The 23,845-nt window shown below is 55.7% G+C and carries 20 protein-coding genes; 14 read left to right on the plus strand and 6 right to left on the minus strand.

Annotated elements, in window-relative coordinates:
* Positions 1-205: 205 nt before the first annotated feature.
* The 3 genes from DNI29_RS14785 (at position 206) to DNI29_RS14795 (ending at position 4,027) form a co-directional block, all read left to right on the plus strand.
* Positions 206-1,027, plus strand: a complete 822-nt coding sequence (locus DNI29_RS14785; RefSeq protein ID WP_110978895.1) for a cyanophycinase — start codon at positions 206-208, stop codon at positions 1,025-1,027.
* A gap of 195 nt (positions 1,028-1,222) precedes the next feature.
* Positions 1,223-2,518, plus strand: a complete 1,296-nt coding sequence (locus tag DNI29_RS14790) for an OmpP1/FadL family transporter (protein ID WP_110978896.1) — start codon at positions 1,223-1,225, stop codon at positions 2,516-2,518.
* 18 nt (positions 2,519-2,536) lie between these two features.
* Complete coding sequence (locus tag DNI29_RS14795; protein ID WP_110978897.1) at positions 2,537-4,027, plus strand: SGNH/GDSL hydrolase family protein; 1,491 nt, start codon at positions 2,537-2,539, stop codon at positions 4,025-4,027.
* A 65-nt stretch (positions 4,028-4,092) separates the two neighbouring features.
* Here DNI29_RS14795 and DNI29_RS14800 read toward each other — a convergent pair whose 3' ends face one another.
* Complete coding sequence (locus DNI29_RS14800; protein WP_238388101.1) at positions 4,093-5,130, minus strand: YpdA family putative bacillithiol disulfide reductase; 1,038 nt, start codon at positions 5,128-5,130, stop codon at positions 4,093-4,095.
* Positions 5,131-5,289: 159 nt separating this feature from the next.
* Here DNI29_RS14800 and DNI29_RS14805 point away from each other — a divergent pair, with 159 nt between their 5' ends.
* Entirely contained in the window at positions 5,290-5,781 is a 492-nt protein-coding gene (locus tag DNI29_RS14805) for a hypothetical protein (RefSeq protein ID WP_110978899.1), read from the plus strand.
* A gap of 277 nt (positions 5,782-6,058) precedes the next feature.
* On the opposite strand, the gene DNI29_RS14810 is transcribed toward DNI29_RS14805, so the two are convergent.
* Complete coding sequence (locus DNI29_RS14810) at positions 6,059-6,484, minus strand: DoxX family protein (RefSeq protein WP_110978900.1); 426 nt, start codon at positions 6,482-6,484, stop codon at positions 6,059-6,061.
* Positions 6,485-6,739: 255 nt separating this feature from the next.
* On the opposite strand from DNI29_RS14810, the gene DNI29_RS14815 reads away from it, so the two are divergent.
* Positions 6,740-7,234 carry a hypothetical protein gene (locus DNI29_RS14815; protein WP_123823266.1) on the plus strand — a complete coding sequence of 165 codons (495 nt, stop codon included), beginning with the start codon at positions 6,740-6,742 and terminating at the stop codon, positions 7,232-7,234.
* Positions 7,235-7,318: 84 nt separating this feature from the next.
* Here DNI29_RS14815 and polA read toward each other — a convergent pair whose 3' ends face one another.
* Complete coding sequence (gene polA / locus DNI29_RS14820; RefSeq protein WP_110978902.1) at positions 7,319-10,213, minus strand: DNA polymerase I; 2,895 nt, start codon at positions 10,211-10,213, stop codon at positions 7,319-7,321.
* 237 nt (positions 10,214-10,450) lie between these two features.
* On the opposite strand from polA, the gene DNI29_RS14825 reads away from it, so the two are divergent.
* The 3 genes from DNI29_RS14825 to DNI29_RS14835 all read left to right on the plus strand — a co-directional run bounded on the left by DNI29_RS14825 (position 10,451) and on the right by DNI29_RS14835 (position 12,630).
* Complete coding sequence (locus tag DNI29_RS14825; protein ID WP_110978903.1) at positions 10,451-11,050, plus strand: 3'-5' exonuclease; 600 nt, start codon at positions 10,451-10,453, stop codon at positions 11,048-11,050.
* Between the two features lie 159 nt (positions 11,051-11,209).
* A complete protein-coding gene (locus DNI29_RS14830; RefSeq protein ID WP_202910473.1) occupies positions 11,210-11,806 on the plus strand; it encodes a DUF1684 domain-containing protein in 597 nt (198 codons plus the stop codon).
* A gap of 188 nt (positions 11,807-11,994) precedes the next feature.
* On the plus strand, positions 11,995-12,630 hold the full coding sequence (locus DNI29_RS14835) for a hypothetical protein (RefSeq protein ID WP_110978905.1): 636 nt from the start codon (positions 11,995-11,997) through the stop codon (positions 12,628-12,630).
* A 160-nt stretch (positions 12,631-12,790) separates the two neighbouring features.
* Here the strand turns inward: DNI29_RS14835 and DNI29_RS14840 are convergent, their stop codons facing one another.
* The 3 genes from DNI29_RS14840 to DNI29_RS14850 all read right to left on the minus strand — a co-directional run bounded on the left by DNI29_RS14840 (position 12,791) and on the right by DNI29_RS14850 (position 14,794).
* Entirely contained in the window at positions 12,791-13,636 is an 846-nt protein-coding gene (locus DNI29_RS14840; protein WP_110978906.1) for a TPM domain-containing protein, read from the minus strand.
* Positions 13,633-14,094 (minus strand): TPM domain-containing protein, encoded by a 462-nt coding sequence (locus DNI29_RS14845; RefSeq protein WP_110978907.1) that lies wholly within the window; start codon positions 14,092-14,094, stop codon positions 13,633-13,635. The genes DNI29_RS14840 and DNI29_RS14845 overlap by 4 nt, the downstream gene beginning before the upstream one ends.
* A gap of 121 nt (positions 14,095-14,215) precedes the next feature.
* Positions 14,216-14,794, minus strand: a complete 579-nt coding sequence (locus tag DNI29_RS14850; RefSeq protein ID WP_110978908.1) for a LemA family protein — start codon at positions 14,792-14,794, stop codon at positions 14,216-14,218.
* 221 nt (positions 14,795-15,015) lie between these two features.
* On the opposite strand from DNI29_RS14850, the gene DNI29_RS14855 reads away from it, so the two are divergent.
* The 6 genes from DNI29_RS14855 to DNI29_RS14880 all read left to right on the plus strand — a co-directional run bounded on the left by DNI29_RS14855 (position 15,016) and on the right by DNI29_RS14880 (position 23,787).
* Positions 15,016-16,017 (plus strand): sugar phosphate nucleotidyltransferase, encoded by a 1,002-nt coding sequence (locus DNI29_RS14855; RefSeq protein ID WP_110978909.1) that lies wholly within the window; start codon positions 15,016-15,018, stop codon positions 16,015-16,017.
* Between the two features lie 236 nt (positions 16,018-16,253).
* Positions 16,254-17,609, plus strand: coding sequence for a hypothetical protein (locus DNI29_RS14860; RefSeq protein WP_110978910.1), 1,356 nt, complete (start codon positions 16,254-16,256; stop codon positions 17,607-17,609).
* Between the two features lie 188 nt (positions 17,610-17,797).
* Entirely contained in the window at positions 17,798-18,190 is a 393-nt protein-coding gene (locus tag DNI29_RS14865) for a hypothetical protein (protein ID WP_110978911.1), read from the plus strand.
* A gap of 92 nt (positions 18,191-18,282) precedes the next feature.
* Complete coding sequence (locus DNI29_RS14870) at positions 18,283-19,731, plus strand: hypothetical protein (RefSeq protein WP_110978912.1); 1,449 nt, start codon at positions 18,283-18,285, stop codon at positions 19,729-19,731.
* 26 nt (positions 19,732-19,757) lie between these two features.
* Positions 19,758-20,276: a hypothetical protein gene (locus DNI29_RS14875; RefSeq protein ID WP_110978913.1), complete on the plus strand. Its 519-nt coding sequence runs from the start codon at positions 19,758-19,760 to the stop codon at positions 20,274-20,276.
* A 43-nt stretch (positions 20,277-20,319) separates the two neighbouring features.
* A complete protein-coding gene (locus tag DNI29_RS14880) occupies positions 20,320-23,787 on the plus strand; it encodes an acetate and sugar kinases/Hsc70/actin family protein (protein WP_110978914.1) in 3,468 nt (1,155 codons plus the stop codon).
* The last annotated feature ends 58 nt before the right edge of the window (positions 23,788-23,845 follow it).

The raw sequence follows: 23,845 nt of genomic DNA on the forward strand, positions 1-23,845 counted from the left end.
CAAAAGTAGCCTTTTCCGGTCCGGGTTGGTAGCCTGAACAGGATATTTCTGAGCCTTTACGTACGGGAGAGGGGTAGGGGCCGGTTGTGAGCTACGCAGCGTAAATCAGTCGGTGTCCCAAGCTCAACCGTAACCTTCCCAGCCTGCTCGCAGTTCCTCAGTCCGGCTCACTGCCTACTTTTAGCCCCCTTCTTGCTTTCCTCTTATGGCCCACCACTCCGCTGCTTCGCCTCTCGGTACACTCGTAGCCCTCGGTGGCGGCGACGATGACGGCATGTTGGCCTTGCTCCGCGACTTGCTGCCGGATATTAGCGTGCCGGTTGAAATTATTACTGTGGCTTCCCGCGACGATACCCGCTCGGGCCGGGCCTACGTGCGGGCTCTGCGTGAGCTTGGCTGCACCGGTGCCTGCCATTTACGCATCAATGAAAACTGCCCCGCCGATGCCCCCGATACGCTGCGCCGTCTGCGGCGGGCAGGCCTTGTGTTCTTCTCCGGCGGCGACCAAGAGCGCATCACCGATTTTTTGCAGGAAACCGAGTTTCTACGCGTTCTGCGGGAGCGGTATCAGCAGGATGCGGACTTCATTATTGCAGGCACTAGCGCCGGCGCCGCCGTCATGCCTGAGTATATGGTGGTGCAGGGCTACGGCTGGCGAGCCCTGCGCAAGGGTGGCACGCAAACCAGTGCCGGCCTGGGCCTCGTGTCAGAGCTTGTTATAGATCAGCACTTTGTGGAGCGTGGGCGCTTCGGGCGGCTGGCGCATGCGTTACTCATGCACCCCACCTGCCTGGGGGTTGGGCTGGCCGAGGAAACCGGTATTATCATCCGGGGCGGGCGCTACGCGGAAGTATTCGGCGATGGGGTGGTGATGGCAGTGGATGGTAGTGAGCTGCAGGAAAGCAACCTCGCCCAAGTCAGGCGGGGTGAGCCAGTGAGTGGGCAGAACTTCCGGGTACATTTGCTAGTAGCCGGTCAACAATTGGATCTGGCCTCACGGACAATAACGGCTGCTGGTGGTAAGTAATTACTTACTATCGTATTTTTATCGAAAAACAGGCTATTGAGGTCAGGGTAGCTTGTGCCTAATAAACGGTAGCGAAAAAAAGCGGTTACAGGTGCTCAAACACGATTTTAAACTTACTCGGCACGCCGACTAAACTTCGTTTTTCTACTTACATTTAGGCCACAAACCCCCCAAATTCTCACTCATTTCATTCGTATGAATCTAAAATCTCTACTCCTCGCAGGAGGGGCGCTACTTTCGGGTACGGCGGCTTCGGCGGGTGGCTACCAGGTAACCCTGGCCGGCCAGAAGAACAACGGCATGGGCGGCGTAGGCGTAGGCTTGTCGCTGGACCAAGCGGCCATGTTCTACAACCCCGGCGCCCTAACTATGGCCAAAGAGCGTGGCGTTCAGGTAGGTGTAAATGCTACTATTGCCCGGCAGGCCTTCCGCTCGCAGTACGGCGGTCCGCAGCGCGAGCTGAAAAACAACGTTGTAACCCCTTTCAACCTGTACGCTGGCTTCACCTCCGAAGACCGCAAGTTTGCCGCTGGTATTGCTGTCTATACGCCTTTCGGTAATAAAGTCGAGTATGCTGATGGCTGGGAAGGACGCTACTCCCTTACCGGTATTGATCTGAAATCGGTTTATGTGCAGCCCACTGTGAGCTATGCCATTACTGACCGCCTGAGCGTAGGTGCGGGGGTAGTGATTCTGGCCTACGGAGCAGTAAATCTGCAGAAGGATATTCCGGTGGAGGGTGCTCCTGGCAGCGGCCCGGCCCACGTGGAACTCGACGGCAAGGCTACCACCAAAATTGGTTTCAATGGTGGTATCTACTACCGCCCGTCGGATAAGATCAGCGTAGGCGCCAGCTACCGCTCTAAAATCGATGCGCAGGTAGAAGGCGGCGACGTAAAGTTCAGCAATGTACCTACTACCCTAGGTAGCCGTTTTACGGCTAACGAATTTGATGCTACCCTACCCCTGCCCGCTACCTATAGCTTGGGAGTTGGTATTACGCCCAATGAAAAGCTGACCATTGGGGTAGACGTAAACTACGTGGAGTGGAGCGCCTACAAAACGCTGCAGTTTGATTTCCGTGGCAACAACGGCGCCGGTGGATTGGTATCTACCTCAGGCCAAGTAGGTGGTTCTAACATAAGCGTATCGCGCCGCGAGTATAAGGATGCTGTGACCCTGCGCCTGGGCGGCCAGTACCAGCTTACCAGCGGCCTGACCGTGCGCGGTGGTGCTTCTTATGACTTCTCACCGGTGAAAGACGGTTTCGTGACGCCAGAAACCCCCGACGCTGACCGCCTCGGCCTGACCTTGGGTGCTTCTTATAAGTTCGGCAAGTTTGGGGTAGATCTTTCGGGCCAGTTCGTGGATCTGAAAAAGCGCACCCAGACCGAAGCTGACTTGGTAGCTAACAACACTGCCGACCGAGTAGCAGGTACTTACAAAACCCGCGTTCTGATTCCGGGCATTGGCCTGAACTACACTTTCTAAGCTCTCCCCAGAATTCCCATGTATACTTTCTTCAAACGCACCGCACCGGCCCTGTCTCTGCTGGGTCTGGCTTTGGTTAGCTGCCAGCCTGAGCTGGACGATATCGAAACCAGCAAAGGCTCCGCCGATTTCACCCGCTACATTGCCGTCGGTAACTCGCTCACGGCCGGTTTCTCCGATGGTGGACTTTACCTAGAGGGCCAACAAAGCTCCTACCCTAACCTGCTGGCCCAACAGTTCAAAGCCGTTGGTGGTGGAGACTTCACCCAGCCTCTATTCCAGACGGGACAGGAGAATGGCTCGGGCTACCTGCGTCTTACGGGTTTCACCAGCACTGGCTCTCCTACTACGGCGAACGTAACAACTAACTTAGCTGTGCGGGATAGGGTAGTAACACGCACAAGCCCGGCTTCTAACCCTCAGTTGATCTATACGAAATATACCGAGCCTGTGAACAACTTAGGTGTGCCCGGTATTCGCATGTCAGATATTGAAACCAAAGGATTTGGTAATGTTGCTTCAACAGGCGGAAACCTGTTGGCGCCAACTCCTATTTTCAACTCCTACTTTGAGCGTATTACGCCTGCCGGAAGCGACCAGACGTACTTGGAGCGGGTGGCTGCCTCTAACCCTACCTTCTTCACTAGCTGGGTTGGAAATAATGACGTGCTCGGGTATGCTACAGCCGGCGCTGCGGCTAGCTTCCTGACACCACTGGCTGACTTCACGGATAAGAACAGCAAGCTCATCAATGCACTGACTGCCAATGGTGCCAAGGGGCTGGTTGCTACCATCCCTGATGTCACGAACGTGCCCTTCTTTACCACGGTAGGCCCTGCCTTCCGGGCTACCCTGGCGGCGGCTAATGTGCCTGCTATTGTAGTTACCACTGGTGCTTTCTCTACAACGCCGGGTACTCCTGCTACCCGCAAATCCATTCCTGTTACGGATATCAGAGATGCAAACGGTAACGGCAAGCAGCTGTTTACCCTTACGGCGTCGCCCTATGTAACTTTGTTTGGCCGGCCCAACAATGGCAAAGCATGGCGCGACGTGTATAATCAAGCACGCACTTCTCTACCCCCAACTATCACCTTAGGTGTGTTCTTGGCTATTCAAGGCGTTGATACCACTAAGGCATTTGGGGCTTCCGCCGAGAATCCCTTCCCGAGTACGCTTGTGTTGGATGATGCAGAGCAGGCAGTGGTAAAGTCAGCTACCACAGCTTTCAACAATGCGCTAACCGCTAAAGCCAACGAAAAAGGACTGGCTATCTTCGATGCCAACGCCTTCTTCTCCCGTGTTGCTACTACGGGTATCGTATCGGATGCTGTAAACAATACGGCAGCCTTCATTTCCGGTAACTTGTTCTCACTGGATGGTGTGCACCCCACGCCCCGCGGCTACGCCATTATTGCTAACGAAATGATTAATGCCATCAATGCCAAGTATGGCTCTAGCATACAAACTGTAAACCCGAACGATTATCGGGGCGTGCGGTTCCCGTAAGCTATTCTCGGTTACGCTAAAAAGCCTTCCTGCTATTGCAGGAAGGCTTTTTTTATTGATTGTTCTTACTCGCTCAGCTGTACCGGTTGTAGTACTTCGGGTAACTCCGGTGGGGTTTCGCCGGCTAGGCGCGCTGCAATTACTTGGGCGTGGTAGCGTCCATTCTCGATAAACCAGCGGCTGGTGTTGAGGCCCCCGCACACGGTGCCGGCCAAGTACACGCCGGGGCGGTTGGTTTCCAGAGTATCGGCATCATGAGTGGGAGTTTGAGCAGCATCAGTCTGGCAGGTGATACCCAAGGCTGCCAGGAACTCGAAATCGGGGTGGTAGCCGGTGAGGGCGTACACGTAGGTAGCCGGCAAGATTTGCGGGCCTTCCGGAGTTTGTACCTCCACCGTTTCCGGGGTGATGCGCTGGATGCTAGTGTTGAAAAGCGCCTTGATGCGGCCTTCCTTGATGCGGTTGATGAGGTCGGGCCGGATCCAGTACTTCACCGATTGGCTGATTTCCGGCCCGCGCACCACCATCGTTACGTCGGCGCCGGCGCGCAGCAACTGCAGGGCGGCTTTGGCCGAGGAATTTTTCGCCCCCACCACTACCACCTGCTGGCCGGTATGGGGGTAGGGCTCTTTGTAGTAGTGCGTAACGTGGGGAAGGTCTTCGCCGGGTACATGCAGATAGTTAGGTACATCATAGAAACCCGTAGCTATAATCACGTAGCGGCAGCCAATGCGGGCTTTCTCTGTTACTACTTCGTAGCGGCCCGGCTCACCTTCCAGACTTACTACCCGCTCGTAAAGGCGCAGGTTCAGGTTTTCAGTGAAGGCTACCCGACGGTAATAGTCGAGGCCATCTTCGCGCAGGGGCTTGTAGTGGCTAGTCGGGAAGGGGTGTCCGCCAATTTCAAGCAACTCCGGCGTGGAGAAGAACTCCATGTTGTTGGGGTAGCCGATGATAGAGTTTACCAGCGCGCCCTTGTCCACGGTCACTACGGAAAAGCCGCGGCGCTGCACTTCCAAGGCGCATGCCAATCCTACCGGTCCGGCCCCAATTACCACTACGTCAAACGAAGCGCCAGGCTGTTGCATTTCTCTATTAATCATAAAGCTTAAACTCGAAATAGCCTTACAGGTTATGGGCATATTTCATGTGGAAGCAAGGGATTATTTAACGGAAACAGAAATTAACAGCACTGGTGCAACTATTGACATTAGGCTATGGTCATGCCCTCACAATTGTTTTTAGATCATTATCCCTTCTCCATGAAACTTCGACTGCATTTATTTCTGCTTACCGCAAGCTCCGCTATAATGTCTTGCAAAAAGGATAAAATATTGCCAGGTGAAGAGCTAAACGGTTCCACATGGCGCCTATCTGAATACACAATTGAAGCAAAGGCTATCAATAGCAGCGATAGCCAATTAACAACTATTTTTAGGCCCTGCTTTGGATTGGATGAGTACACTTTAGCCAGTGATGGCCGAGTTCTATGGACACAATTGGATGGTACCTGTACTCACGGCCTTAATTTCTCCCAGCAAAGCAAAAACGAAGCAATAGGTACGTGGCACTTATGCGATACTAATACCAAGCTTCAAATTAAATCCACTTGGGGATGGGTAGCTTGGGAAATGGGCTACGATTATCAATCAAGCAAATTAGATGATTCGCATATTATAATGACGCGCCAATACAAATCATTTAATCAGGATACTCTTTATACGAGGGAGCTTACGTTTAAGAGAGTAAAATAGTGTAAGTAGAATCCGTAGTGAGCTATTACAATAAAAAATAACGGGTCACTTTACTTACAATAAAGACTCCTTATAGTTTAGCTGCCGCGTTACTTAAGTAGCTTATTGATCCTAATTACAACGAGCTCAACTACGATTGCCTTGGGATTGAACAAGCTACATTTACCCGTCTGCCTTGAGTAAGTGACTGCTAAATATGAGGGCCGCGCCTCACAACAAGCTGTGTGAAGGCGCGGCCCTGATGCTGGTAGATTGTATGTGTAACCTGCTAGTAGATTTAATTACGGTGTTTCCGCAATGTCGCTACTGCTCCCGTAGACCACAAAGCCCAACCCATTAGCACCGGCTGGAAGAACAGCCGCCCGAAGCGTTTGGCGTCCGTATCGAGGCCGAAAGCAGAAATATGGTGGGTGTACTGGTGAATGTTGCCCGGGAACACAGCGGCGTAAAACGCGGCCAACCCGATGCCCATCCGTACGCGATTCTGTCCTTTTAATGCCAGCAACGCCAGTCCCAGCCCGATTTCTACTACCCCCGACGCCAGCACAGTAGTGTCCTTGCTTAAGGGTACAAAGTCGGGTACCTGGGCCTGAAACTCCTGGCGGGCAAAGGTGAGGTGACCCGTGCCGGCTACAATCATGAAAGACCCTAATACGCCGCGGGCAACGTTTTGCAAGGTGGTTGTGTGTGAGTTCTCCAGCATATAGGTTGCGCCAGGATAAGCCCGGCCGTAGGCTATACGCCTAACTGACCGGGGCGGATACTCTAGCCTGAAGATGGGACTCCGCTTCTGGTGAGGTTCAGGGTCCGGTGCCTGAAGCGCCGCGTTAAGCTACCCGGTCGGATATACCGCCCGACGCTCCTGGACGAATCAAATCAATAAATAACCGGGCGGGCATGCAATGCCAAGCGTCCGGTCAAGAGGAAACAAAGCGACATTCACTTCATTCTTAGACCTATGTTGATTAGAAAATCCAGTATCTGCCTTGCCATACTACTCGGCCTGAGTGCTTGCTCCAAAAAAGAAACTGTGCTTAGCCAACGCGAGACGTGGCTTTCAGCAGGTGGCTGGCGGATGACCAACTACACGTACAATACGCGCGCAGCAGCCGATAAAGCCCCCATCCATCTGGAATTTATAACCGGGAGGGAATGCGAGGCAGATGACGTGTACCGCTTCGAGGCAACCAGTAAGCTACAGTGGGACAAAAGCGGCACGCTCTGCACAACGCCACAGCCTGCCCTGGTAGAGTGGGGCACCTGGCAACTGCTGGAGCAAGATACCAAGCTGTCTATAAACCATCAGGGAAGAGTGCAGTTTCCCTACACCGGAGCCGTAACAGGACCGTTGCATATCCGGGAACTCAATGCTACCACCATGCTGCTGGAAACGCCCGAAATCCAGACCCCAGATTCAATCATGACGTATACCTACCGGTTTGTTCGGCAGTAAAGTAATCCTGGGTCCCAGAAAAAGCCCCGCGCCGGCCTGTCTAGTCAGTCGGAACGGGGCTTTTTGCGGTGAAAGGGTGCGGATTTAGTGGGCCTGCAGCCAGTTGCGGCCGGTGCCTACCTCCACCTCTAGCGGCACGCCATGGGGTAGGAGCAGGGCAGTAGCCATCAGCTCCTTGATTTTGGGCGTGATATACTCTACCTCTTCCTGCACGGCGTCGAACACCAGTTCGTCGTGCACCTGCAGAATCATCTTGGTGCCGAGCTTCTCCTGAATCAGCCACTCATGGATATTGATCATGGCTTTCTTGATGATGTCGGCAGCAGTGCCCTGAATGGGAGCGTTGATGGCGTTGCGCTCGGTGTAGCCGCGCAGGGTAGCGTTGCGCGAGTTGATGTCGCGGAGGTAGCGGCGGCGACCCAGCAGGGTAGTGGCGTACTCCAACTCCCGTGCCTTGTTGATGCTGTCGTCCATGAACTTCTTCACCGACGAAAACTCCTCGAAGTAAGTGTCGATGATGTCGGTGGCTTCCTTGCGCGAAATGCCGATGCGCTGGGCCAGCCCGAAGGCCGAAATGCCGTAGATGATACCGAAATTGACGGTTTTGGCCTTGCGTCGCATCTCACCATCCACCTGGTCCAGAGGCACGTGGAATACCTTGCTGGCTGTGCTGGTGTGAATGTCGAGGCCCTGGCGGAAGGCCTCAATCATGGTTTGGTCGCCCGAGAAGTCGGCCATAATGCGCAGCTCTACCTGCGAATAGTCGGCGGCCAGCAGCACATGCTGCTCGTCGCGCGGCACGAAAGCCTTGCGGATTTCCCGGCCTTTCTCGGTGCGGATTGGGATGTTTTGCAGGTTGGGGTTGGTGCTGGAGAGGCGGCCAGTGGCCGTTACGGCCTGGTTGAAGGAGGTATGCACCCGGCCATCGGTTTCGCACACCAGCTGGGGTAGGGCCTCCACATAGGTAGAGCGCAGCTTGGTGAGCTGGCGGTGCTCCAGAATCAGGCCAGCAATGGGCGCGTCGGCGGCCAACTGGCTCAGGATTTCCTCGCCGGTAGCGTACTGGCCGGTTTTGGTTTTCTTGATTTTGCCGCCGCCCAGGCCCATTTTATCGAACAAGACTTCGCCTAACTGCTTCGGGGAGCCAATGTTGAACTCCTGCCCAGCCTCTGAGAAAATCTGCTTCTCGATGTCCTGGATGTACCCCTGCAGCTCGGCCGAATATTCGCCCATGGCCGAGGAGTCAATCTTCACGCCCTCGTACTCAATGTCGGCCAGCACGGGCACTAGTGGGTTTTCTACCTCGTTCAGCAAGTCAAGCAAGCCTACTTCCTTGAGCATGGGCTCGAACACGTGCTTGAGTTGCAGAGTCACGTCGGCGTCCTCGCAGGCATAGTCCGACACTTCGGCGGGGGGTAGGTCGGCCATGGTTTTCTGGTTTTTGCCTTTCGGGCCGATCAGCTCCAGAATGCTCACGGGCGTGTAGTGCAGGTAGGTTTCGGCCAGCACATCCATGTTGTGGCGCATGTCGGGCTCCAGCAGGTAGTGCGCCAGCATAGTATCGAACAGCTTGCCGCGCATGGTTACGCCGTAGTGCTTGAGGATGGTAAGGTCGTACTTGATGTTCTGGCCCACTTTCATAATCTGCTCGGCATCGAAGAAGGGCCGGAACTCGTCCACCAGGGTCTGGGCAGCGGCCTGGTCGTCGTGGGGAACGGGCACGTAATAGGCCTCGCCGGGCAGCCAGCAGAAGGATAGGCCCACCAGTCGGGCCGTCATGGTGTCGAGGCCAGTGGTTTCGGTGTCGAAGCTGACTTCAGTTTGCTGGAGCAGAAACTTCAGCAGACTCTGGCGCAGCTCGGGCGTGTCGATGAGATGGTACTGATGCGGTACGTCCTGCAGAGTTAGGCGCGGACCGGCAGGCGCCCCGAAGGAGCCGGTTTCGCCTTCTTCGGCAGCAATACCCACGGCCGCATCGGCTGAGGAAGCAAACAGGCTGCCCTGGCCCTCCGCCACGCGCGGACGGCGTGAGCCGGCTCGTGGGTTGGCCCGGTCAGGCGCAGCCGCGGTGCCAGCGGCGCTACCCCCGCCCAGCACCCGAGCCGCCAGCTGCCGAAACTCCAGCTCCTCGAACAGCTGCTGCAATTGCTCCACGTTGGGCTGCTCCAGGCGCAGGTTTTCCTCGTGAAACTCAATGGGTACGTCGAGGTGGATGGTGGCCAGCTCCTTGCTTAGCAGGCCCTGCTCGGCGAAGTTGCGCACGTTTTCCTGCTGCTTGCCCTTGAGCTTATCCACATTGGCAATCAGGTTTTCCACCGAGCCGAACTCCTGCACCAGCTTTTTGGCGGTTTTCTCGCCAATGCCCGGAATGCCGGGAATGTTGTCGGAGGCGTCGCCCTGCAGACCCAGAATGTCAATTACCTGCTCTACGCGCTCAATCTCGAAGCGCTCCAGCACGTGCTTCACGTCCAGCACCTCGGCAGCGTTGCCCATGAAGGCGGGCCGGTAAATCTTGATGCAGTCCGTCACGAGCTGGCAGTAGTCCTTGTCAGGCGTCATCATGAACACCTCGCCAAAGCCCTGCTTTTCGGCGCGCTGGGCCAGGGTGCCAATCACATCATCGGCCTCGAAGCCATCCACCATCAGAATGGGAATGTTGAAGGCTTGAATGATGCGCTTGATGTAGGGAATAGCCAACCCAATATCCTCGGGCATAGCTTGGCGTTGAGCCTTGTATTCGGCAAACTGCTCGTGGCGAAAGGTTTTCTTCTGAGCATCGAAGGCCACGCCGATGTGGGTAGGCTTTTCTTTCTGGAGCACTTCTACCAGGGTGTTGGTGAAGCCCAAAATAGCGCCCGTATTGAGGCCTTTAGAGTTCACCCGCGGATTCTTGCTGAAGGCAAAATGGGCACGGTAAATCAGGGCAAAAGCGTCGAGCAAGAAAAGCTTGTGGGGCTGGGCAGCGGCAGAATCGGTCATGAGGCGAAGGTACGGAAGGCAGAATTAGCTCTACGTTACTGGCTTTGTAGGGATGCTATAGGCATTACCAATTCATACCAGTGCCTATTCTTAGCCGCTTTTCACCTGCCGCAAACTATTAATTTACAAAAGCTGCTAGATTAAAACGGGCACTGTTTAAGCTAATCGCAGAGCAATAGCCTTTGCAATCAACAGTATCCCAACACCTAGCCACCGTGCCGCGTACAGGTTCACTCTATGCGCTACCTATCCCTTGACCTTGAAACCTCTGGCGGCAAGCCCCAGCGCCATCAGATTCTGGAACTGGCCGCCGTGGTGGAAGATACTAGGAAGCTGCTACCCCTGCCCGAGTTGCCAACCTTTCGGCGGGTGGTGCGTCATCCGGAGTATGTGGGCACGGCCGGTGCTCTGGCCCTGAATGCGCGCCTGTTGCAAGAGCTAGCCCGACAAGAGCCCAACCCCGAACTCTGCACCCCGGAAGAGTTGCTGCCTCAACTCCGGGAATTTCTGCTGGCCAATGGCTTCAAAACTGATAAGCACAACTGCGTAGTTGCCACCATGGCCGGCAAGAACATTGCCTCCTTTGATTTGGGTTTTCTGCGTGAGCTACCCGGCTATGGTACTTTAGTGCGCGCCGAGCCTGCTATGCTCGATCCAGCAGCCTTCTACCTCAACTGGCGCAAAGACACCCGCCTGCCTACTATGCAAACCTGCAAGGCCCGCGCCGGCTTCGAGGACGACACGGTGGCCCACGAAGCCTTAGCCGATGCCCTAGATGTAGTGCAGCTGCTGCGCCCGTTCTATGAGCTACCGGTGTACAAACGCGTAACTGAGTAGGCTGAGTATCCAAACAGTTGGGCCGCTGAGCAGAATTTTCATTTCAGTCGATGCTGGCTCCGCGCTGCCTTGTAGGCAAGTAGAAATCAACAGGAGGGAGGGCTTCGGTGCTACCTTGCGGACATGGATCAGCTTTATTCCTGCTTTCTGCTAGCGCTCATGCTTTTTTGTTCGGTAGTTGGTGTTGCCCAAGTGCCGCGCCCTACCCCCACTGAGCACGCCCAAGCTGTAATCAGCTTTCAGCAGACCTTGAATGCGGAGTACCGCAACCCCCAAGAGTCGCCGCTGCCGCCCGCGGTGCGGGAGAAGTTTACGGGCCTGAATTTCTTTCCCACGAACTACAGCGTCTGCGTGGTGGCCCGCTTCGTGCGCGACTCATCTCAAGCCCCCTTTCCTATGCCCACCAGCACTACTCGCCGGCCGATTTACCAGAAGTACGGAGAGCTGCACTTTACGCTGGAAGGCAAAGCACTCAGGCTAAACGTTTATCAAAGCCTGGACTTGAAACAGAAACCCGGCTACCAAGACTATCTGTTCATTCCCTTCACTGACCGCACCAACGGCCACGGCAGCTATGGGGGCGGCCGCTACCTCGATATGCGCCAGGGTCAAATTCAAAATGGCTACGCCGTACTGGACTTCAACCAGGCTTACAACCCGTTCTGTGCCTACAGTCCCCTTTATTCTTGCCCAGTTCCGCCCCCTGAAAACCGCCTGCCCTTGGCAATACAAGCAGGTGTCATGAGCGACCATTAGGCAGTAGGCTCTGTCAGCCTTTTCGGCCCTTTGAAAGGAATGGATGGCTAAAGTTTGATGCTACTATCGGCCAAGAAGTATCGCTCAAATCAGACTCGTACTGCTGCAGTATGATAATATCACCTCGCCACGATCTACTAGGTTCAGCCGTTTTCGGCATGCTATTATTCAGATAGCCCGTTAAGCTTATGCTCGATTCTATTCTAACGCGTATCCTTTTTATTATAATTCTCTGCGTGTTTCGCTGTTCTGCTATCAGCGCTTGCGAGTGTCAACTGCTTCGTGGCGAAAAGTGGTCCTACGCTCACGTTGAAGAGCAGCTTAGGAAAAACCAACACGTTTTTATTGGACAAGTTCTCTCGCATACCAACCACTCCTTTCAAGTGAAGGTCCTGGATGTATTTAAAGGACAGATTGATCAACAGGTGCTCGTAGGAACTTACAATGGCTATAGCAGTTGTGCCACGTCGGTAAGAGAAGGACTATGGATATTCTACACCACCTTGGCTCCTGATGGTAGCCTCCCTGCCATTGATGCCTGTTCCTTCTCCGGTAGCCTGACACATCCTGAATTATCACTCGTTCCTCCTAAACCGGGTGCTTTGCTAGATTCAGTTGCTCAGCACAAGCTTATGGAAGACCAGCAACTCCGGCAAAGCGCTTTATTTATGCATAATTGGTTGAGTGAGTACACTATTCTGACTACCTATCGGAGTAAAATGACTACACAAGGTCCCTCGCTCTTGCTCCTATATGTATTCTGCAGTACACTGATAATTCTAGTTGTAGCACTGCTTTACCAAGCCCAGCGTAATGCGAAATAGAGACTTACCTATTTCACTTACCCTGTCTAGCTGATATGTCCAGAATACATGCTGCTCTAACTGCCTGTCGCAAAGCACATTAATCACGTAGCATAAAAAAGCAGCCTCCACACCAATCGGCGTAGAGGCTACTTTTTTATGATACTAAGTACAATCTCGCTTACCAGTCGCCGGAGGCACCGCCGCCACCGGAGCTACCCCCTCCGAAGCCGCCAAAGCCTCCGCCGCCTCCACCCCCTCCGAAGCCACCTCCGCCACCGAACACACCGCGGCCGCCGCTGAAGTCGCCGAAGATGATGGGCGGGATGAAGGTGCCCCCAAAGCCGCGGTTGCGGCGGCCATAGCCCCCGCCTCCGCCGCCACGGTTGCGCAGCAGAATAAACAGAATCAGCGCCCCAATAATCAGCCAGAACATCCAGCCCGAGCCGCTGTCATCATTGGAGCGGCGCCGGGCCTGGGGTTGGGTGGCAGGGTCAGCTTTATACTCGCCTTTAGCTAAGGCAATTAGCTGGTCAGTGGCCCGGTCGAGGCCAGCGTAGTACTGTTCTTTCTGGAAAGCCGGAACAATGGTATTGGAAATGATGCGCTTGGCTAGGGCGTCGGGCACGGCACCTTCCAGCCCATAGCCGGTATGAATTCGGGCCTTGTGCTCCTGCTCTGCAATCAGCAGCAAAATACCGTTGTTGTTGCTCTTTTGGCCTATTCCCCAAGTCTGGTAAAGTTGCTGGGCGTAATCGAAGATGTCGTAGTCGCCGAGGGTAGGCACGGTTACTACTGCAATCTGTGAGGAGGTGGAATCATTGTACGCCACCAGCTTGCGCTCTAGCTGAGCTACCTCATCGGGGCGCAGCATGCCCGCTAGGTCATTGACAAGGCGGGGTGGGTTAGGCCGGGGCGGTACGTTCTGGGCCAGGCCCTCCAGCTGGGCAAGCACCAGCAAAAGGACCAGCAGGCCTGACCGCAGCCAGATAGGTAGGAAAGGCAAACGGAATGGAGTCGGCTTCATGCGCTCGGAGACGGGGGCGGGGTGCTGCCAAACGAAATGGAGTCGTCGAGCTCGTTTTTATCAGTGGCGGCGTCATAAGGGAAATAGCGGCGGAGCTGTTCGCCCACCAGCCGGATACCCTGCTCCAGACCTGCCACGTACTTTTCGGCCCGAAACAGCTGGAGCACCGACTCCTTGGCCGATTCCCAGAAATCATCAGGCACGGCCGCGTTGATGCCTGCGTCGCCGATAACGGCAAATTGTCTGCTTTGCCAAGCCAGGTAAAACAACACCCCGTTGCGCTGGGCGGTACGGTGCATGCCCAGCTCGGCAAATACCTGGGCGGCTCTGTCAAGGGGTTCGGGGGTAGGGCAGGTGTCTTCCAGGTGCACCCGGATTTCGCCGGAGGTGCGCATTTCGGCTTGTCGAATAGCGGCTACCAAGGCCGCTTCCTGCTCAGGGGTAATAGGGTTAGTCATGGGTGGCTGTTGGGGACTTGGGGGAATTTAGGGGCTTGGGGACTTCAAAACGTAAAGAAATAACACCGCACTGGCGGGCTGTTCTCGTGCGCAAAAGTCCCCAAGTCCCCAACAAACCAGCTTAGAACTGTACGGTAGGTGCTTTCTGTGAGGCGGCATCAGCCTCGAAGTAAGGCTTCTCAGCAAAGCCGAACATACCGGCAAAGAGGTTATTCGGGAAGCTCTTCACGTACCCGTTGTAATCGTTGGTGACGGTGTTGAACTTGTTACGCTCCACGTTGATGCGGTTTTCAGTTCCTTCAATCTGGGCCTGCAACTCCTGGAAGTTGGCGTTGGCTTTCAGCTCAGGATAGTTTTCCGATACGGCCAGCAACCGGCCCAGGCCACTGCTCAGTTGGCTCTGAGCTTCTTGGAAACGCTGAATGTTTTCGGGCGTCAATTGGTCGGCGTTGAGCTGAACGCTGGATGCCTTGGCCCGTGCGTTTACCACATCCGTCAGGGTTGATTTTTCGAAGTTGGCGGCGCCCTTTACAGTGTTTACCAAGTTCGGAATCAGGTCAGAGCGGCGTTGGTATGCGCTTTGCACATTGGCCCACTGAGCCTTCACAGCCTGGTCTTTCTGAACCATGGAGTTATAGCCGCACGAGGACTGCGAGAGCAGCAGCACTAGACCGGCGAAGTAGAGCAGAAAACGTTTCATGAGTTGGGAGAGGTAAAAAGTAAAAGGGTTAAGCTGCAGGATAGCCAGTCAGTAAAACGGTGATTTGAGCAGTTAGGGTAATTTCCTGAAACCAAATCCCATGTTTGTTGCTTCATCATGGCACCGCAGCAAAGTACGAATTCAAACCCGAGCGGTTGTGATAGGTAGCGCTCCGCCCCGATTCTGTATTTTGCGCGTCGGTGCTCCCCGATTTCTCTCGCATGAAAGCAGTTATTCCCGTAGCCGGCATCGGCTCACGCTTACGCCCGCACACGCACACCCAACCCAAAACGCTGGTTCCGGTGGCTGGCAACACCATTCTGGGTCACATCATCGACCGGTTGGTGGAGGCTGGCGTGCAGGAGTTTGTGTTCATCATTGGCTACCTCGGTGAGAAGGTGGAAAGCTATGTGCGCCGCGAGTATCCGCAGTTGCGCTCCACCTTCGTTATTCAGGAACCGCGCGAAGGCATTGCCCATGCCCTTTGGCTGGCCCGCGAGCAGTTTCGCTACGAGCAGGAAGGCATCCTAATTTTGCTTGGCGACACCATCGTGGACACCGACCTGCCCGAGATGATGCGCACGCCCGGCAATGTGCTGGCCGTGAAAGAAGTAAAAACGCCGTCGTTGTTCGGATTGGTAGAAACCGGCACCAATGGCCGCGTGACCAAGGTAGTAGAGAAGCCCCGCATCCCGAAGTCGAACTACGCGCTGGTTGGCCTCTACAAAATTGCTAACCCCGACTGGCTGGCCTCGGCCCTGGAGCGCATTATTGACCAAGATCAGCGCACACACGGCGAATTTCAGCTCACCGATGCCCTCATGCTTATGATTCAGGATGGGGCCGAGATGGTGACGACTTCGGTGGATAACTGGTTTGACTGCGGCCGCAAAGACAGCCTGCTGGAAGCCAACGCCCGCCTGCTCAACCGCCCCGAGTTTCTGAAGCGCCGCGAGTTTCCCGAGTTTCCGGATACTATCATCATCCCGCCGGTCAGCATCGGCCGCGACTGCCAGATTTCAGGCTCTATCATTGGTCCTAACGTGGCCATTGGCGACCGGACCATCGTCAAGAACACTATCCTGAGCGAGTCCATCATTGGTTCTTACAGTGAGCTGCGCTCTGCCGTCATGCACGACTGTATTGTGGGCTCCGACGCTCTGTTCAAAGGCACCCGCCACAGCCTTAACATCGGCGACAACACAGAAATAGATTATAGCTAGGCGCAGTTCGGCCATGGCGCGAAGGCACGACGAAGTCATTTATTCTCTTCTGTTAGGCCCTTCATAATCTAACAAGCCCTTGATGTGCGCACATCAAGGGCTTGTTAGATTATGAAAGGGTAGGGATTGTTCAGGAGGGGCGCCCGTGGTACCGGCTTGATGCCTTACATACCGAACAGCTCACTTGTGCACCAAATATGTATCCGCGCAGCGCATATTGTCGTTACTTTAGCCCGATGCGCCATCTACCTTCCTTTTCCCGCCTGTTGCCCACTCTGGGCCTCACCTTGGCTTTGCTGCCTGGCTGCTACTCCCGCTCCGATATGAAGTCGGAGGAAGGAGCCGTCGAGATACCCCAAAACGTGCCGCCCACCGAAGCACCCGGCGCGGTTCCGGCCCGCACACCGGAGTCAGTAGCTACGGCCGCAGATCAGCCCTTGCAGGCCGTGAACGTGTTCTTGGAAGTATCGGGCTCAATGGAAGGGTTTATGCCAAAAACCGGGGTAGGGGGTGAGAATACCAAGTTTCAGCAGCACGTAGCACAGTTTCTTTCGGAGGTAAACCGCAGCTCAGCAGCCCGACAGAAGACGTTTTTCCGCATTAAGGAGAAGCCCTACAAGGATTCTTACCAGGGTATTTCCGGCACCGTGCGCAGTGGCATTCAACAGCCCGCCAAGAGCACCGACATTCCCTCGGTGCTGGATACGCTGATGACGAATTACTACCGGCCGGGCACCGTGAGCGTGCTCATCTCGGACTTTATCTATTCTCCGAAAAACGCTGGCGCCATTCCTTACATCAAAACCGACATTGCCGACGCTCTTTCCCGCAGCGGAGAGAAGTCGGATTTGGCCGTGTCGGTGTACGGATACACCTCGAATTTCCGTGGCACCTACTACCCCGCACTAGTAGCCTCAGGCAAGAAAACCAACTGCTGCGACACCGAAATTCCCTACTACATCTGGGTCGTGGGTCCCGCTGCTGCGGTGCGGCAGTTTGATCAGGCCTTGTTAGAAAAGCAGCCGGCTAAGCAGGTTCACTTTGGCGTTACGTACCCGCAGCCTACCTACTCCCTGCTCAACAAATTTCAGAACAAAGGCAGCTGGTACTACGGCGACGCCGGGGCCAGCAAGCGCAACGCCGATACCTATCGGGTTGTATCGGTGAGCGAAGCCTCTGCCCAACAACCCGTGGAATTTGTAGTAGGCCTGGACCTAAGCGGCCTACCTGGCCAGTACCGCGACGTGGCCTACCTCAAGCAAAACCTTAAACTCCAGGGTGTGGATACCGATGCCAGGCTGCTTGATGTATTCGCCGCTTCTGATCAGAACCGCGCCAGCAGTGGCCCCGAAAGCAAGTTCACCCATTTTGCCAAGGTAGGCCTGACGAAGCAGCCCAAAGCGGCCCGCCCCCTCGTGCTGCGCCTCCAAGACCAGCGCCCGGCCTGGGTTGCGCAGTGGACCACCAAGAACGACGCCACCCCCGCTCCTAAAACCTTCGCCTTAAGCTCACTTCTGGATGGGCTGGAGCAACAAGGGGAGGAGAAACGCTCAATTTTTGAGCTGCCCATGACGCTACAACCCGCTGAGTAAGAAAGCGCAAACCGTTTTCTCGTCAGGGGCTAGCGCAATTGGTTGTACCAGTTGGAACGATTTTCGTTCAACCACAGAACAGTACACCGCCTCCCAGCCGAAAAGCCTGTGGGCGCCTACCCCTACAATTTCGCTCAACCCCCATCGTTCAACCCTTCGCGAAGTGCAGCTTCGCGCAACGTCCTTCCATGAAAGCACTGTTCCGCTCCATCTACGAAATCATCGGTGCTCCCCAGCCGCCCGCCGATACGCCCGTTTACCGCGACGTTATCTTCCCCAATATTGGCCTGCTGAACCTGGGTATTTCTCTGGCGCTGGTTTTGGTATTCTACTACCTCATCAACCGGGCGCTAGGGGTGGCTACCTTCAACAAGGGCCGCCATTGGTCTATTTTCTTGGTGCTGAACGCCCTGATTGCCTTTGTGGTGGCCATCTGGCAGGCTAATGCCCAGCAAGTAACCGAGCATAGCTACATCTACTGGCTGGCTACCTGGAATGCCATTCTGGGCGTGTTCTGGTTCTTCATTCTCTCCCTGATTCTGCGCAAAGGCTCCACCAACGCCAGCACTACTCCTTTTTAAATTATTAGAAGTGAGAGCGTAAGCTGTGTTTTGCCCTGAGCATAACGGGAATACAGTTTAAGCTCTAAGTTCTGACTTCTAAGCTCTCCATCATGGCTAAACTCTTTTTATTCGGGATTGGCGGCACGGGCTCCCGCGTGATTCGCTCGCTCACCATGCTGCTGGCCGCGGGCGTTGACCTGCCCAACTGCGACCGGGTAGTGCCTATCATCATTGACCCCGACGCTCACAACGGCGACATGAACCGCACGGTGCAGCTGCTGCAGAGCTACCAGCAGATCTATAAGCGTCTCGGCCCTCGGGAAGAAGGCTTCTTCAAGACCGATATCAGCACCCTGAGCGGCATTTCGCAGGATGTGAACGGCTCGGTGAAGGATACCTTCATCTTCGACTTCGGCGGCATTAACCAGAGCTTCCGGCAGTACCTGAGCTACGACGGCCTGTCGGTGGACTCCAAAGGCTTGGTGGACTTGCTCTTCACCCAAGATAACCTGGAAAGCCCCCTGACTATTGGCTTCCGCGGCTCCCCGAACGTAGGCAGTATTGTGCTCAACAAGCTGGTGGAAAGCCCCGAAATGCGGTTCTTCGCCGATAACTTCCAGGATGGCGACCGGGTATTCTTCGTGTCAAGCATCTTCGGCGGTACGGGCGCGGCGGGCTTCCCGCTCATGCTCAAGAACCTGAAGGACACCAACACGCGCCTCAGCAATGCACGCTACCTGCGCGACGCTCCTACGGGTGCCGTAACAGTAATGCCCTACTTCGCCCTGCAGAGCGAGGACAACGCCGTCATCGACTCCAACAACTTCCTGACGAAAACGAAAGCGGCGCTCAGCTACTACGAACACAACCTTCAGGGCCTCGACGCGCTGTACTACCTCGCCGACACGCCCGATACACCCTACGAAAATCAGCCCGGCGGTACCCAGCAGAAGAACAAAGCGCACGTAATTGAACTGCTGGCGGCCCTGAGCATCGTGGATTTCATGCGCTATTCGCCCGCCGAGCTGCGCACCGGTGGCCCGCACTTCCACGAATATGGCCTACAGGCCGACGCGCCGGAAATCCAGTTCAGCCACCTGCCTGATGAGTCGCGCGAAATCATTGCCAAGCAACTCACGCAGTTCCTGTACTTCACGCGCTACCACAAGCAGCACCTGCCCACCGACAAGGCGCCCTACGCCGACAACCTGAAGCTGGACTATGCCATGCGCAACGAGCCTATCTTCCGGGAGTTGAATAGCTTCCTGCACAGCCAGGACTCGGGCGTGGATCAGTGGTTGCAGGAGCTAGCCCAGAACCGTCGTTCTTTCCGTCCCTTCGACCTGCAGACTGACGACTTCAACGCCATGATCCTCGGCAAGCCCGTCGAGAAGAAGTGGAACGACTTCTTTAACAAAGGCCTCAGCCATAACTACCTCCTCGATAACCTCAACAAAACCGAGAAGTCCATCCAGGAACCCGACAACTTCCGCAAGATGCTGGAGCTGTTCTATGATGTGACCGACAAGGCGTTTGCGGAGAAGGTAAAGGTGGTGTAGGTATTTGGTATATGCCTTCTGGTCGGATGCTACAAACAGGCAAGCTTGTCTGGCTTGGATTCAAGCTAATATGTCGAATCCTGTTTGTAGCAAGTCCTATTGTTGTCTTGATAGTTGTGATTGTCAGCATAATAACGGACGCCAGCAGCACTGAAACTCATATGACGCAGGCTAGAGAAATACTGCGTGTGCTCAAAAACTCCGAAATCAAGTCGGTAGCTCTCTTGCCTAGTGCTGGTTCATCGTCGCTTGTTCATGATACAGTAATTATCAAGGATGTAGCCACTATCAGCAGATTAGTTACTGATTTTAGCACACTTGATCAGTATAAGCCTGGTCGGGGGCGCTTGCCAGGTAGTTGGCAGGTTCAAGTAACTTTTTTACTGAACAACGGCAGTATGATAGACTCGTACGTCTACCACAACGATTTTTCAGACATGGTATTTATTCCAACTCAAGAAATGAATGTTGGACTAGGCTTACAATCATATTTTGCAACTGATAGACATCAGAATATAAGTAAGGTATTGCAGAAATATCGATAGACTATTAGTCAAACATTACCACTGACACGTCCTTCCTCAGCACATGGCCAAAGTCCTTCGCTTACATAATAATGGCTCCCAGCAAGTTCAAGGCTGGCAGAAAACGGCGCCGGTAACGAGCACCGAAATCAATACCGTTACGGACCCGGCTGGCGGCAAGTCCCGCAACCTGGCCGTGAGCATCCCGACGCCGTTTGCGCGGATGCACCTGTTTGAAACGGCGTTCGACTTCCTGGCCCGCGAAGGGCAGCGCAACCCCGGCTCGGTGTACCACGAGCTGACGACCCATTTCTGGGACCTGCTGGAACTGCTCTACAACTACCACCTATACACCCAAGCCGGTCGCAAAATCACACTGCGCCGCTGGAATGCCGAGGCGGAAATTCGTCGGATGCGGCAGGAGGAGGGCACCCGCCTGCTGGGCGAAACCCTGCAGCTATACATGCAAGACGAGCGGTTCCGCGACTTCACCGATATGTACCTGGTGTATTATGAGTCGCCGGAGCTAGCGGGTGGTACGCGCCTACTGGGCGGCACCTCGCCGCTGACTATCCTGTTCACCGGTCCCGAGGTGAAGCCCCTAGACCTGGAGCGTCCCCAGGCCCGCGGCCACTACTTCGACAAGCAAACCGTGCTGCTCGAAGACCGTGACCCGCAATTCCGCGAGTTCGTGTACGAGCTGTTCCTGGCCTACCCGCAGCTGCAGCGCCGCGAGTTTGCCGGCAGCGTATACGCCTCGCTCGACCGCAGCAAAATCAACCAGCTCCAGATGCAGGGCGACCGGAGCGCGCAACAGTTTGCTGCCCGCTACCCCGCACTGGTAGATGTGCATGGCAACTTGGTGAGTGTGAAGAACGTGCCGCTGCCCGGCCGCGCTGACCAATCGGCCGTAACCAGTTCCGACCTGTTCATCCAGCCCACCCGCGAGGCTATTGCTGGCCGGCCTAGGCCACTGGTGTTGCGCCCCAACCTCACGATGCCCGGCGCTAACTACCTCAACGGTCAGCCCTGGGACGACCGCACGCCCGTACCTTACCACGACGAAGTAGCCCTGGAAAACCGCGTGCTGCCCGGCAAAGGCTTCAAGTATCCCTACCTCACCGTGGGCGACTTACTGGAAGATTCGCTGGTAGAACTGCCCTATGAACTGAACACCCAGCGCTTCCACACCGGTAAAGTCACGTTCCAGTACGGGGCCGACGGGCAAGGCCGGGCACGTTTTCCCTACCTGCTGCCCCTAAAGCAAGCCTTCTTCGAGTACTTCACGGAGAACGAGCTAGCTGAGCTGCTCACCTTTACTATCGACCTCAGCCATGTGCGCGTGCAGCTGCGGGTGCCGGTGCAGGCGGGCCGCTTCATCACGTTTGAGCGCAGCTACTACACCAATCCGCAAAACCCGAAGGATGCCCAGGGCCGCGAGATTCTGGAGAAGGGCCGCATTGTGAGAGCCACCGTGGGTGTGGGCGTGTTCCCCTTCTATAAGGTGCGCTACCAGCCCGAGTACAACGACCTTTACAAGGTGATGCTGGTGGATGCCGACAACTCGCCCACCATGCTCAGCCGCCGCTACGACCTGCAGTTCTTCGTGAACGGGGAGCGAATTACGGAGCAGGGCGCCGCCCGCCGCGCCACCCGCTACGAGCGCACCCAAAAAAGCATGGCCACCGCCGGCAGCACCTATTATGAGGTTACCGGCACCCACTTCGACCTGGTAGAACTGACCTGCCCGCCTGCCACCATTGGCGCGGAGCCAGCCCGCGGCCTGTTCGTGCCGCGCTGGCGTGAGCTGGACCGTGGTACCCGCCGCTTCACCTTCGCGGTGGACTTTGGTACCACCAACACCCACATTGCCTACGCCGATTCGCCCACCGCGCACCCGCGCCCGCTGACTATTGGGGAGGCCGATGTGCAGGTAGAGTGGCTGCACGCACCAGTGGCCGATGCCGGCCTCTCGGCTGCCCAGCGCTACCGCACGGGCGCCGGGCAGATCTGGACCTACATTGCTACCCTGCAAAACCGCGAGTTTGTGCCCTCCTTCGTGGGTGAAGGAGGCTCGGTGTATGAATTTCCGATTCGTACAGCTGTGTGCGAAACCACGTCGTTCGCCAACGAGCCCGCCAAGGTGCTCAGCAACATCAACATCGGCTTCAGCATCAACACCGAAAACGCTTCGGAGCTGCCCCAGAACCGCTTCATTACCAACCTGAAATGGTCAGCGGAGCTGGACCCGCAGGGCGTGTCGCGTATTGAGGCCTTCTTCAAGGAAATCCTGTTGCTGCTCCGTCACAAGGCGGCCCTGCACGGTGGTATTCTGGAAGATACCCGTGTGGTGTGGTTTGCGCCGCTGAGCTTCGATGGCTTCCTGCGCAACCAGTTCCAGCAGGTGTGGGACGAGTCGTTCCAACAGGTGTTCAAGACGCGCCGCCCCACCATCTGCCTCACCGAGTCGGTGGCGCCGTATTACTACCTCACGGCCACTAACCAAGTAGTACCCAACCGCGACGAAAACGTGGTGAACATCGACATCGGCGGCGGCACCACGGACCTACTGCTCTTCGCCGACCAGAAACCGGCTTACAGCACTTCATTCCGCTTCGCCGGCGACGACCTGTGGGGTGACGGGTACGCACGCGTGCAGGGCGCGCCCAAGCAGAACGGTCTGCTCCGCCTCGGCGTAGGCCACGTGGAAAGCCTACCCGACTCCGAGCAAAACCAGGAGTACAAGGGCTACCTGCGTGCCGCCCTCAGTAACACCGACTTTGGTTCTGCTGACGTGACTAGCTTGCTGTTTAAATACGATGATGCGCTACGCTTTACCCAGGCCCTAGGCCTCGGCAAAGGCCGGCAGCTGCGGGTATTGTTCTACCTGCACTACACCAGCATCATCTACCACACGGCGCAGCTCACCAAGCACCTCGGCCTGAAAACGCCGCGCTACCTCTGCTTCTCGGGCAAAGGCAGCCTCTATCTGCGCCTGCTAGCCGGTGGTAGCTCGTTGGTGGCCATCGAGAAGATTACGAAAGCCATTTTCCACGCCGTAACCGGCACCGAGCCGCCTCACAACTTCCGCGTTATCCTGGCCGATAACCCTAAGGAGGCCACTACGAACGGCGGCGTGTTGTTTGAGGAAAAGTCGAATACCTCGGACTACGACAGCATCAAGCCGGTGAAGTACAGCGGTGCCGTGGAAGGCACTGAGTTAAATCAGCAGCGCCTGAAACTGAATCAGGTAGATGCCGCGCTGAAAGACCAGGTGCTGGAAAACGTACGTCACTACCTCACTCTCGTGCTAGAAGGCGACGAAGTAGCGCCCTACCTGCGCGAAGTAGGCGTAGACGTGGACCGTCAGCGCGTGAAGGACATTCTGCAGCGCGAAATTGAGGACAGCTTAAGCCTAGGCCTGCACCAGTTCCAGCGCCAGCTTTCCTCCGACGAAACCCTGCCGGAGACCCTGTTCTTCCTACCTCTGAAACAGGCCCTGTACAACCTGAGCCGCGAGCTGCAGGCGTAGATCAAATTGAAGAGTCTTTGTCATGCCTGATCTGGCGTCTACGCAGTCGAAGCATCTC

This window comes from Hymenobacter sediminis, from assembly GCF_003231285.1.
GTDB lineage: Bacteria > Bacteroidota > Bacteroidia > Cytophagales > Hymenobacteraceae > Hymenobacter > Hymenobacter sediminis.